The 12173-nt window shown below is 72.5% G+C and carries 12 protein-coding genes; 8 read left to right on the top strand and 4 right to left on the bottom strand.

All coding sequences use genetic code 11. The features are described 5' to 3' along the window. Positions 1-314 precede the first annotated feature (314 nt). Positions 315-1418, top strand: a complete 1104-nt coding sequence (locus tag OG406_RS05880; protein WP_329184487.1) for a hypothetical protein — start codon at positions 315-317, stop codon at positions 1416-1418. 172 nt (positions 1419-1590) lie between these two features. Here OG406_RS05880 and OG406_RS05875 read toward each other — a convergent pair whose 3' ends face one another. The 3 genes from OG406_RS05875 to OG406_RS05865 all read right to left on the bottom strand — a co-directional run bounded on the left by OG406_RS05875 (position 1591) and on the right by OG406_RS05865 (position 3851). Further along, positions 1591-2532 (bottom strand): Ppx/GppA phosphatase family protein, encoded by a 942-nt coding sequence (locus OG406_RS05875; protein WP_164372243.1) that lies wholly within the window; start codon positions 2530-2532, stop codon positions 1591-1593. A gap of 280 nt (positions 2533-2812) precedes the next feature. Further along, entirely contained in the window at positions 2813-3289 is a 477-nt protein-coding gene (locus OG406_RS05870; RefSeq protein ID WP_266850748.1) for an ATP-binding protein, read from the bottom strand. 127 nt (positions 3290-3416) lie between these two features. Beyond that, entirely contained in the window at positions 3417-3851 is a 435-nt protein-coding gene (locus OG406_RS05865; protein WP_329184483.1) for an OsmC family protein, read from the bottom strand. A 96-nt stretch (positions 3852-3947) separates the two neighbouring features. Between OG406_RS05865 and OG406_RS05860 the strand changes: the two genes are divergently transcribed. From OG406_RS05860 to OG406_RS05830, 7 genes are all read left to right on the top strand, one after another. Next, positions 3948-4496, top strand: a complete 549-nt coding sequence (locus tag OG406_RS05860) for a GNAT family N-acetyltransferase (protein ID WP_266618043.1) — start codon at positions 3948-3950, stop codon at positions 4494-4496. Positions 4497-4595: 99 nt separating this feature from the next. Beyond that, positions 4596-5213 carry a TetR/AcrR family transcriptional regulator gene (locus tag OG406_RS05855; RefSeq protein ID WP_329184480.1) on the top strand — a complete coding sequence of 206 codons (618 nt, stop codon included), beginning with the start codon at positions 4596-4598 and terminating at the stop codon, positions 5211-5213. Continuing rightward, the gene (locus OG406_RS05850) at positions 5210-5977 is read left to right on the top strand and encodes an LmeA family phospholipid-binding protein (protein ID WP_329184479.1); all 768 of its coding nucleotides are present in this window, start codon (positions 5210-5212) and stop codon (positions 5975-5977) included. Before OG406_RS05855 ends, OG406_RS05850 begins: the two co-directional genes overlap by 4 nt. A 180-nt stretch (positions 5978-6157) precedes the next feature. After that, on the top strand, positions 6158-6985 hold the full coding sequence (locus tag OG406_RS05845) for a PP2C family protein-serine/threonine phosphatase (protein ID WP_267049283.1): 828 nt from the start codon (positions 6158-6160) through the stop codon (positions 6983-6985). A 119-nt stretch (positions 6986-7104) separates the two neighbouring features. After that, entirely contained in the window at positions 7105-8118 is a 1014-nt protein-coding gene (locus OG406_RS05840) for an MASE1 domain-containing protein (RefSeq protein WP_329184476.1), read from the top strand. Positions 8119-8232: 114 nt separating this feature from the next. Beyond that, positions 8233-9873 (top strand): phosphoglucomutase (alpha-D-glucose-1,6-bisphosphate-dependent), encoded by a 1641-nt coding sequence (gene pgm / locus OG406_RS05835; protein WP_329184474.1) that lies wholly within the window; start codon positions 8233-8235, stop codon positions 9871-9873. Positions 9874-10071: 198 nt separating this feature from the next. Beyond that, on the top strand, positions 10072-10539 hold the full coding sequence (locus OG406_RS05830) for a DUF5990 family protein (protein WP_329184472.1): 468 nt from the start codon (positions 10072-10074) through the stop codon (positions 10537-10539). 37 nt (positions 10540-10576) lie between these two features. Here the strand turns inward: OG406_RS05830 and OG406_RS05825 are convergent, their stop codons facing one another. After that, a complete protein-coding gene (locus OG406_RS05825; RefSeq protein ID WP_404122410.1) occupies positions 10577-12040 on the bottom strand; it encodes a hypothetical protein in 1464 nt (487 codons plus the stop codon). Between the last annotated feature and the right edge of the window lie 133 nt (positions 12041-12173).

Genomic DNA, 12173 nt, shown 5'->3' with positions numbered 1-12173 from the left:
GGTCCACCGTCCGAGGTGGGACCCCGTCCACCGGTTCCCGTCAGCTGTCCGAATCAGCGTCGGTGGACCCGGGTTTGTTCCCGCCCTCCGCACGCCACGCGCGTTCACGAGGGACCCGGCGACGACGCGGGCGCCCTCCGGAACGTACGGCCGGGCGGGTGACCCGAGCCTCACACCGATGCCCCGTCCGAGTGGCGGGCGGCGACCCGCGCCCCTAGTAATGGGCAGCGGGCCGCGAACGGAATCGGGGACCGGAGAGCGGTCGCACCGTGCGTCGCCTGCGCGGCCGCAGCACAGTATTTGGAGCAAAGAAGATGAGCACCCCCCTTTCCTCTCCCGCCCCGGACCGTTCCGGCATATCCCTCGACACCCACGACACCCCGCCCCCACCGCAACACCCCGACCCGTTCGAGGGCCTGGTGCACGCGGCAGTCGCCGATCGGCCCCTGGAAGAGGTCATCCAGCTCATCACGCTGCTGGAACAGTCACCGGACCACGCCCGAGCCGCCGTCGACGCGCTCAGGGCCGTGGCGGTGGACCGCCCCGTCGACGACGTCGGCCGGCTCGTGGCCGAGCTGGCCAGCCCGCCCCGCGATCCCGACAGCGCGGACGAGGTGATCCGCTCGGCGGCCGAGTCCCGCCCCGTCGAGGACGTCAGCCGCCTGATGGCGCTGCTGCACAGCCCGTCGGTCGAGGCCCACTGCGCCCAGGAGGCCGTTCGCGCCGTCGCCGCGCACCGCCCCGTCGAGGAACTCGTCGAACTCATCGGCCGGTTGTCCGACGAGCGCACCCGCCGGGACGCCCCGGCCGCGGGCGACCCCGAGCACGACCGTCCCGCGGCGACAGCGACAGCGTCGGCACCGTCGTCCGCCGCGGAGACCGCCGGCCCCACGGCGAGGCCCGCGAACGGACAGGACCGTGACGCACCGTGGGAGCACCCCGAACGTGCGCCCAGGACACGGGAGGAGCGCGACCCCGTGAGGACCGCCGCACCCCCGGACTGGCCGCGCCGCGTGGCGGCCGTCGCCCTCGTCGTGTGCGGCGCGATGTACCTGCCGCTGCGCCAGGACGGCGCCTCGCTGCCGGTCCGGGGCTTCGGTGTGGCCGTGTTCGCGCTGTGCCTCGTCCTCGCGGCGGGCCTGCTGCTGCGCGGCGCGGTGCCCCTGCTCGTCGCGGCCGTCCTGGTGCCGTCGGCCCTCGCCGCCCTCGAACTGCTCGACGGCCGGCTCCACTCGACGTCCCTGTCCCAGGCGCTGGACATCGCGGCAGCACCGCCGTGGGCGGCCGGTGCCGCCTCGGCGGCCACGGCTCTGGTGGCCCTGGCCGCGCTGCTCGTCGCCCTGGCCACCGGGTGGAACGCCCGGCGCCCCGCACCGCCACGGGCGGCGAAGCCGGACCCCGACCGAGTGGCCCGCTGACAGGCGGCGGCCGCTGAACGGCCCGCCCGGCGAGTGATCAGCGCTCCGCTCGCCGGGCGGGCCACCCCGGGACGGCGTCGACCGACGGAAACGGTTGATGCGTGCCGACCCGGTACGAGTACGAGGACGCCCGGCGCGGGGCCGGGGCGCTCGCCCCAAGCGGCCGCCGGGTTCAGCGGCGGGCGGATCCCTTGCTGCGCAGAGCCCCGAGACGCTCCAGGAGGAGACCCTCGCGGGTGGACCAGGGGGAGATCTCCACGCTCGTGGCGCGGCACGCGTCCATCAGGGCCTCGGCGACCAGGGCGCCGGCCAGGGACTGTCCGGCGCGGTGGCGCGAGATGCCGGGCAGCCTGCTCCGGCCGGCCGACCCCTGCTTGGCGAGGACGCGCACCGCGGCCCGTACCTCGTCGATGGTCAGCCGCTGTTGCGCGAGGGGACGGGGGCGGCCGGCGCTGGTGTAGCGGGCGAGCTGGGTGAAGGTCTTCGAACAGGCCAGGACGCGTCCGTCCGGCTCGGCCTGCGGCAGATCGGTCACCGCCGCGAGGCGGTCGCCCAAGTGGTCGCGGACCTCGGCCAGCCGCCGCTTCGACGACACGGCCTCGCCGAGTTTCCACTCGCGGGTGACGGTACGGGCTCCCAGCGGGAGCGAGAGGGTGGTGCGCGGCTGTCTCGCGGTGCCGGACGCGATCTCCACCGTCCCGCCGCCGATGTCGAGGACCAGCAGCGAGCCGGGCTTCGCGCCCGCCCAGTGCCGTGCGGCCACGTACGCCAGCCGGGCCTCCTCCTCGCCGGACAGCACCCGCAGCCGGGTGCCGGTGGCGCGCGCCACCTGGGCGAGGACCTCCTCGCGGTTGGGCGCGTCACGGATCACGGAGGTGGCGAAGGCGTACACGTCCGGCAGGGTCTCGCCGTCCTCGGCCAGTGTCTCGGCGACGGCCAGCTGGACGCTGCGCACGCCTGTCTTGTCCAGGCGGCCGTGGGCGTCGAGGGTCTCGTGAAGCTGCAGCCGTACCTTGCGGGACAGCACCGGCTCCATGTCGGTCCCGCCGCGACGACGCGCGACGGTGAGCAACGCGCTGTGACACCCGACGTCGAGTACACCTGCCTGCCGCACGTGGGAACCCCCGTATTCCTGGCCTGGAAGAGATGGTCGAACTCGTCATTCTCCCGCATGCCGCGTTCGGAGTCGCGACACGATGTCGTCACGGCTGTCCGGACGTCCCGCGGCGACCTCGCACGGGGCGGCGCCGGCCGACCCGCGCGGGCCCGTGTGCCACCGGGAGGTGTCACCGGTGGACGTCATCGGCTCACGGCCTCACCCGGCGACCTCCACGCCGGGCGATGCGGGATCCGGTTGTACGACGCAGGGGCAGGGGCAGGGGAGGGGGGAGGGATCAGGCGACGGGCTGCGTCACGTCGCTGGCGGGGGCGTCGGCCAGCACGACGACCGCGGTGATGCGCTTGCCGACCGGCTCGCGGTGCACCTCGAAGGCCTGGCACACACCCATGACGATCTCCAGGCCGTGCTGTCCGACCCGGCCCACGTCGGCGGCACGGGCCACCGGAAGCGTCGGATCGGAGTCCCACACCGTCGCTCGTACGGCGCCCTGGTCCACTTCGAGGGACAACAGGCAGGGGCCGCCCGCGTACTTGACCGCGTTCGTCACCAGCTCGCTGACGACCAGGGGCACCATGCCCATCACGCGTCCCGAGACGGGCAGTCCGACGACGGCCTGCACCTCCGTCAGGAAGTCACGGGCGAACGCCCGCGCCTCGGCTATGCACGCGGAGTCGCCGTCGTACGCGACGGATGCCTCGATCAGTGCACCCCGCTGATTCCGCTGTTCCGCTTCACTCACCGATCGGCCCATACGTTCCGTCCTGCATCCGCCCGCTCCGACGTACGGGCGTCTTCCCCGAAAACCACGCTTCACTCCACCCCGTCCCGCGATCGTCCTCCACCCGTCGCCCCACGACCGCGCGCACGTCCCTGCCAGGTCAGACGTCCGTGACCGTCGCCTGGACGGGGGTGCCCACCTCGATGGTGCGGCTGACCGTGCAGAGCCGGTCGTGAGAGGTCTTCACCGCGCGGGGGAGGATCGCACGGGCACGGTCGGCGGACTCGCCGTCGCCGAACGCCACGGCGAAGGCGACCGCGAGGTCGGTCAGCCGGTTTCCCAGCTCATCGGTGATCTTGTTGCCGGTCACGGTGACGCTGAACCGCTCGGGCTCCGCGTGCCGGGTCGTCGCCACGTCGACGTCGACGGCGGTACAGCCGCCGATGGCGGCGAGCAGCAGCTCGACGGGCGTGAACGTGTCGTCCCCCTCGGCTCCCGTACCGAACGAGATGGTCCCACCGCGCGCGTTCGTCGCGGTGAACCGCCCGGCCCCGGTCCGCTCGACACCGACGAGCCGCTGATTGTTGTCACTCATGGACCCAGCCTATGATCCCGCCGCCGGGTTCGCCTCAGGTCGCGGCACCGGGAAATCCACTGGAAAGGCCCGGCCGGCGCCGCCCATACTCCCCGCATGGAACCCGTGACGCTGAAGACCGGGCGGCTCGTTCTGAGGGCGTTCGTCGCCTCGGACGCGGACGCCGTGTATGCGACCTGTCAGGACGCGGACATCCAGCACTACACGCCGGTGCCCACGCCGTACCGCCGCGAGGACGCCGAGAACTACGTCGCGGTGCACACGGCCCGGGGCTGGGCCGAGGACCGGGACCACATCCTCGGGGCGTTCCGCTCCGACAACGGGGCTCTGGTGGGCTCGTTCTGTCTGACGCGACTCTTCGACGGCGTCTACGAACTCGGCTACTGGGCGGACAAGGAGCAGCGCGGCAAGGGCTACGCGCTGGAGGCGGCGCGGGCCCTGTGCGACTGGGGCTTCGAGGCGCTCGGCGCCCACCGGCTCGAATGGTGGGCGATGGTCGGGAACGCACCGTCCCGCGCGCTCGCCGAGCGGCTCGGCTTCACCGTCGAGGGGACGCTGCGCGACCGCAGCAAGGTCGACGGCGTACCGCACGACTGGTGGGTGGGCGGGCTCCTGAAGCCCGGCGGCGCGGCCTCCACGCTCTGACCCGGACATATAGCCGGACGTGTATGAGGAGCACCCTCACCCGCTGAAATGGCAGAGCTGACAATTGACAGACCTGGCGCCGGTGGTGAGGGTGACTCCATGTCTGAGAGCGAGCGGCCCGGTCTGCGGGAGCGGAAGAAGGACGAGACCCGGCGCGGACTGCGTGAGGCCGCCGGGCGGCTCTTCGCCGAGCGGGGGTTCGCCCAGACGACCGTGGCCGACATCGCCGCCGAGGCCAACGTGTCGGAGCGGACGTTCTTCCGCTACTTCGAGAACAAGGAAGCCCTGCTCCTGCCCGACGGCGTCGAGCTGTACGCGCGCATCGAGGAGGCCTTCCTGGCCCGGCCGCGCGACGAGGCACCCCTCGACGCGGCCTGCGGGGCGATCAACGACGCGGTCGCCTACTTCGCCACCAGCAGCCTGACCGCGCTGGCGCATCCTCTCGGCGAGATCCGGGAGCAGGCGCGCGAGGGTCTGTCCCGGCAGTTCCAGCAGTTCGAGGCGCGCCTCACCGAGCTCGTCCTGGAACGCCTCCCGGAGGGAGCGCCGGACGCCGACCTGCAGGCCGCCGTCATCGCCACCTGCGCGCTGTCGGCGGCGCGCGCCGTATTGCGGACCCTGCGCAACCGCCGTACCGCCGGACTTCCCGCGGAACCCGACCGTCTGCTCCCGCAGGCGTTCACCTTCCTCTCCCTGATCGGAGCCACCAGCTCGTGAGCCATCGCCGTCGCGTCGTCATCACCGCGATATGCCTGACCGCCGCCGTCGCGGGAGCCGTCACCACCGACCTCGTCGTCGAGCACACGGTGCGGGGCCGGGTCGCGGAGACCGCCGCGTGCCGTCTCGGCGCGACGCGGGGGGTGCAGGTCGACCTGGACGACACCCTCGCCGGACTCAAGGCCCTCACCGGCACGGTCGGCACCGTCCACGTCGGCGCCGAGGGCGTACGACGCCAGGGCACCGACATGGACGTCGACGTGTACCTGCGTGACGTGTCGACCGGGGGCTCCTCCGCAGGCGGAACCGCCACCGCGACCATCGCCTACGGGTCCCTCGACAGGACCGCCGACGCGAAGAGCGCAGCCGGCGCGGAGGGGCTGAAGACCGGAACCGACGGCACGCACCTCACGCTCAGCGGCACGGCGGGCGGCACCGGAATGCCCGTCACGGTCGTGACGAAGCTGACCACCACGACACACAGCCTCACCATCGCGCCCGCGACGGTCCAGATCCTCGGCCGGGACGTGCCGGTGTCGGCCCTCTCCGCGCTGCCGGGCGCCGACGAGTTCGCGGACAAGCTGAAACCGCGCACGATCGACATCGAGAAGCTCCCGCGCGGAGCCACGCTGACAGGCGCCCACGCCGGCTCCGACGGTCTCGTCCTGGACTTCACGGTGGCCCCCGGAGGCGTCGGGGGACAGGCCGGAACGGCTTCGGGGGCGTCCGGCTGCGCCTCCGGCGGGGGCCGGATCGACGGCTGACCGCAGCCGCGCCGTGTACCCGAAACGCCCAGCGGCTCTTCCCGCGCCTGAACCCCGGGGCTGCGGGGTGAGCCCCGGCCGGAACCGCACGATGTCAGGTCCTGCTCCCGAGGTCGTTATCATCCGATAGAAGAGTTTTTAACCTTTTCTCATTGTGTGGTTCTCCTCCCGGGGTGGTCGATGTCCCGCAAGCCGCCGACGGACGACGACGAGCTGCTGGCCAGGCTCGGGTCGCTGACCGCTCAGGCGCGTGAACGCGCGGAGTTCCAGCGCTCGCAGGTGGAGCTCGCCATCGCGCTGCAACGCGGCATGCTTCCGGGCCACATGCCCTCCGCTCCCGGCTTCGAGCTGGCCGTCCAGTACGCGCCCGCGTGCTACGGCCTCAACGTCGGCGGCGACTGGTACGACGCCTTCACGCTGCCCGACGGACGGATCGGCCTGTCCATAGGCGACGTGCAGGGGCACAACATCGAGGCCGCGGCGTTCATGGGCCAGGTCCGGGTGGGCCTGCGGGCCCTCGCGTCCGTGACCAGCCAGCCCGGGGCACTGCTGGCCCGCACCAACGAGCTCATCCTGTCGCTCGGCGCCGACCTCTTCGCGACCTGCACCTTCATGCGCCTCGATCCCACCACCGGCCTGCTGGAGAGTGCCCGGGCCGGACACATACCGTGCGTGTGGGCCACGGCGGACGGAAAATCCGGCATCACCGAGGACGAGGGCGGTCCGCCGCTCGGCATCGCCTCGGGGACGCAGTACCCGGTGACCCGGCACCGGCTCACCGTCGGCGGCGTCTTCGTGCTCCTCACCGACGGTGTCGTCGAGGGGCCGTCGATGAGCGTCGACGAAGGCCTCGACCAAGTCGTGCGGCTCGCGGGCGTGGCCGCCGTGGCGGGCCTGTCGGCCGGTTCACTGGCCGCCGCCGTCATCAAGGGGGCCGAGCGGGTGGGGCACGAGGACGACGCGGCCGTGCTCGTCGTCGGCCACGACGGCCGAGGCGCCCACCTCTAGGGCCCTCCCGCCGGTCGCCCCGGTCCGGCGCGCTCCGTTTCCTCAGGCGGTCCGATCGGCAGACGCTCCCGGCGCCGAACAGCCGCCTCGCCTCGCCGAGCGGGCGGGGTAGGTGTCTGATGGCTCGTGTGGTGGGTACCCACGAGCTGCGCAGGCCGGCTGTCCTGGCGCTCCAGACGCTGGCGATCGCCGCCTGCTACTACGGAGCGGGACGGCTCGGACTCGTGCGGCGGCTCTCCGTCGAGGGAGCGGTGTTCACCCCCATCTGGCCGCCCACCGGAGTGGCCGTCGCGGTCCTGCTGATCCTCGGGATCAGGGCTTGGCTCGGCATCGCCCTCGGCGCCCTGCTGGTCGTCCTGTCCCTCTCCTCCTTCTCCTCCATCACGCCGTCCGTGATCGGCATCGTCGCCGGCAACACGATCGCCCCCGTGTGCGCCTACCTCCTGCTGCGCAAGGTGCGCTTCCGGAACGATCTGAGTCGGTTGCGCGACGGCTTGGCGCTGGTCTTCCTCGCCGCCCTCGGCAGCATGACGATCAGCGCGACGTCGGGCGTCGGCATCCTGATCGCCACGGGCAAGCTCGCCTGGGGGGACTTCTGGCCCGTCTGGCTGGCCTGGTGGGTGGGTGACGCGATGGGCGTCCTGATCATCACCCCGGTCCTGCTCATGGCCTACACCCTCCGCAGGCCGCTGAACCTGTCGCGGTGGAAGGAGGCCGTGCTCCTGCTGGCCGCGGTCTGCGTCATCGTGCCGTACGCCACCCGCAGCAGTCTCAGCCTGCTCTACCTCGTGTACCCCCTGCTGATCTGGGCGGCGCTGCGCTTCGAGCTGGCGGGCAGCATGGTGTGCGCCCTCTTCGCGTCGGTCCTGGCCACCATCGCCGCCACGGACCACACCGGGCCCTTCGTGGACCTCAGCAACACCTCGGTCATGATCAAACTGCAGGCGTTCAACGGGTCCATGGCGCTGACGGCCCTGCTGCTGTCCGCGGTGATCACCGAACAGCGCAACACGAGACGCTCCGTGGAACGGGCCTGTCAGGAACTGGTCCAGGTGCTGGAGCACCTGACCGCCGGGAACCCGCCACCCCGTCCGCCGCCCCCGGACGAGGACGACGACGACCGTCTGAAATGACCGCGGACGGGCCCCTCCCACGACCCCGACCGTGAGGGCACCGTGCCGCGGTGGACCCCGGTGGGGAAAGATGGGACCACAAGCGAAGAACCACCGATGTGGAGGTGCGGGCACATGCAGCACGAGCGCGCGGGCAAGCCGGCCGGCCCCGAGGACCTCGTCGACGTAGCCCGGTTGGTCACCGCGTACTACGCGCTCCACCCCGACCCGGCCGACCCCGGCCAGCGCGTCGCCTTCGGCACGTCCGGACACCGCGGATCGTCCCTGGCGACCGCGTTCAACGAGGACCACATCGCCGCGACGAGCCAGGCCATCTGCGAGTACCGCGACCGCCAGGGCACCGACGGCCCGCTCTTCCTGGGCATCGACAGTCACGCGCTCTCGGAGCCCGCGAAGGTCACCGCACTGGAGGTGTTCGCGGCGCACGGCGTGACCGTCCTCCTCGACAGCGAGGACGGCTACACCCCCACCCCGGCGGTGTCGCACGCCATCCTCACCCACAACCGGGGCCGCACCACCGGCCTCGCCGACGGCGTCGTGGTCACGCCGTCCCACAACCCGCCGGGCGACGGCGGCTTCAAGTACAACCCGCCGAACGGCGGGCCCGCGGGCTCCGAGGCGACCTCCTGGATCCAGGACCGCGCCAACGAACTCATCAGGGACGGTCTGAAGGACGTACGCCGCGTCAGCTACACGCAGGCGCTGAGCGCCCCGGGCACCGGACGCTACGACTTCCTCGGCGCCTACGTGGCCGACCTGCCGAACGTGGTGGACCTGGACGCCATCCGCGACGCCGGTGTCCGGATCGGCGCCGACCCGCTCGGCGGAGCCTCGGTCGCCTACTGGGGCCGCATCGCCGAGCAGCACCGGCTCGACCTGACCGTGGTCAACCCGACCACGGACCCGACCTGGCGTTTCATGACGCTGGACTGGGACGGCAAGATCCGTATGGACTGCTCTTCGCCGTATGCCATGGCCTCGCTCATCGCGCAGCGCGACCGCTACCAGATCGCCACGGGCAACGACGCCGACGCCGACCGCCACGGCATCGTGACGCCGGACGGCGGGCTCATGAACCCCAACCACTATCTCGCCACCGCCATCGGCTACCTGTACTCCCACCGGGACCGGTGGCCGGCCGGCACGGGGATCGGCAAGACGCTCGTGTCCTCCAGCATGATCGACCGGGTCGCCGCCGATCTCGGCCGCGAGCTGATCGAGGTGCCCGTCGGGTTCAAGTGGTTCGTGGACGGGCTGGTCGACGGCTCCATCGGGTTCGGCGGCGAGGAGTCGGCCGGCGCGTCCTTCCTGCGCCGCGACGGCTCGGTGTGGACCACCGACAAGGACGGGATCATCCTGGCCCTGCTGGCCTCCGAGATCACCGGCGTGACGGGCAGGACGCCCTCCGAGCACTACGCCGAGCTGACCGGCCGGTTCGGCGAGCCCGCCTACGAGCGGATCGACGCCCCCGCGACCCGCGAGGAGAAGGCGCTGCTCGCCAAGCTGTCCCCGGCGCAGATCACCGCGGACACCCTCGCCGGCGAAGCCGTCACGGCCGTCCTCACCGAGGCGCCGGGCAACGGCGCTCCGATCGGCGGCATCAAGGTGACCACGGAGAACGCCTGGTTCGCGGCCCGTCCGTCCGGGACCGAGGACGTCTACAAGATCTACGCGGAGTCCTTCCGGGGAACCGACCACCTCCGTCAGGTGCAGGACGAGGCGAAGGCCGTGGTCTCGGCGGCCCTGTCCGGCTGAGCCACGGAGTCCGCGCAGTACGCGGGAGCCGGGGGCGTCGCACCGCGAGAGACGGTGCGACGCCCCCGGCTCTGTTCCGGTGGGGCGGGCTCCGGAGGGCCGCACGCTGTGTCAGGGGCGCCCCCCGGTCCGTCCGCGCCGTGGCCCCCGGCCACCGCGCATGCGGGCCGCGGGCCCCTGGGCGGCATGATGGCTCGCATGCGCATCCGTATCGACGCCGTCGAGCTGCCCGGCCGCACGTGCCCGGCCCCCGAGGGCCGCGCCGTCTCGGCGTACGACAACATCCACGTGGCCGTCCAGCGCCGCGACCGCCCTGCCGAACTGCTCGACCCCCAGCCGGGCGACGGCGCCACCGCGACCTGGTCCCTCGACTGCACGGCGGAACCGTCGGAGACCGGCATCGAGGTGAAGGGCCCGTACGTGCAGGACCGGCTGGGGCACCGGTTCATCTACCTGTCCTGGGGCACCGTCGACGAGGCGGGCATCTTCAGCATGTTCCGCCGCGCCAAGCTGATGCTCGACGCCGTTCCCGCCGACGTCCTCGCCGCCGCCGCGCGCGAAGGACTGCTCGTCGCCCGGCTCGGTCTGACCGACGAGTCCGGCCACCCGCGCTGTGCCCGGGTGGTGCCGCCGCAGATCACCTGGACGGCGGAACCGGCCGCGTAACCGGTCCGCCCCCGGGCGCCCTCGGCGCGGACCGGGCTCAGGGTGCGATCCCGATCCCGTCGATCCGGCTCCAGCTCCGCTCCTGGGTGGCGGTCATCGCGGGCCAGGCCAGTCCGCCGGGACGGGGCCTGACGCGTGACGCGTACGGGGCCGGGCGGAAGTCGGGGGAGTAGAAGCAGCCGGTGCCGTAGACACGGTCGAACGCGGCGCAGCTCGAACTGATCGACCGCGCGGTGGGCTTCCGCCCGGTGCGGACCCAGGAGTCCAGTGCGGCAAGGGAGTTGGCGTACTCGGCGTCACTGAGTTCGCTGTGCTCGGTCTCGCGGGTGAACGTCTGCACCAAGTGGTCGGCGCGGTGGGCGCCTTGGAGGGTGGCCCGGTAGGCGGCCTCGTGCTCGACGAACGCCGTCGGGTCGTCGATCGCGTGCAGGGTCAGCACGGGCAGGGAGACCTTGCCGGTCAGGTCGCTGTCGTACGAGAGGTCGCGTCGGGCGGCGGGGTCGGCGGTGAACCGTTCGACGCCGGCGTTGAGCGCCTTGTCGTCGTGCGAACCGGCGTACCGCACACCCTCGTTGCTGAAGGGGTTCCGTCCGCCGAGCCGGTCGCGGACGATGTCCCGGAACGTGAAGGTGGCGAACCGGAGGTGTGATTCGAGGGTCCGCTCGGGGAGATGCGTGACGGCCAGGATGTCGTCGAGGTTGCGCTGCTGGAGCGGCGTGCGGTCCTCGGGCGGGGACGAGAAGCCGGTGCATTCCTGCAGCCGGGCGCGCAGTCCCGCGGAGGTCATCGTCGAGTCGGCGCGCAGCCCCTGCCACAGCGGGTACTGCGGCTCCGTGGGCCTCGGGTGGTTCCGGCAGTAGTACTGATAGACGACGCGCAGGTCCACGCGGTAGTCGTAGCCGCGCGAGCCGCCGCCGAGGACACCGCTGGTGAGCAGCGCGCCGTCGTACGGGCCGCGTCTGCCGCCGTAGGTCTCGACGACCTTGGCGGCGACGTTCCCGCCCCAGGACTGGCCGTGCACGTACGTCCGCTTCGGGGTGCCGAACGTTCCGACGAACAGGCGTCGCAGGTTCTCCGTGTCGGCGGCGGCCATGCGCGTCCCGTAGCCGCCGCGGCGGTACGAGGATCCCGCCCAGGCGTATCCCTGGTCGACCATCACGGACCACCGGTCGAGGTCACCGACGCTGCGGGCGGGGTCGGACTCCGCGCCGAGGTCCGGGCCGCCGTGGGCGTGCATCACGAGCGAGCCGTTCCAGGCGGTGGGGACGGCCATCGCGTAGGAGGCGCCGTTGCCGTCCCGGCCGGTGTAACAGGTCGCCTTTCCCACGAGGTCGGCCGGGCAGTCGACGGCGGCGGGCGGTGCGGTGACGGCGCCGGCCGGCGGTGCGAGGGTGAGCGTCCCGGCGATCGCACCGGCGACCAGGGCGGCCGCGGTGGCGCGGCGCGGCCCGCGCGACCGGGACCTGCGGGGGAGGCGTACGGGCGTGCTGGACCTGTTCACGGCGCGGCTCCTTGTCCTCGTCGGCGCGTCGTCGCGCCGTCGGGCGTGATGCTAGGAAGCCCGCCCGGGGAGATCCATGGCCGTGATCGTTGTGTTCATAGTGTTCGGCCCGAGCCGGCCGCCGGACATCTGC

The organism is Streptomyces sp. NBC_01428, from assembly GCF_036231965.1.
GTDB lineage: Bacteria > Actinomycetota > Actinomycetes > Streptomycetales > Streptomycetaceae > Streptomyces.
Note: the sequence above shows the minus strand (reverse complement) of the source record. Positions and strands in the feature narration are given on the sequence as shown.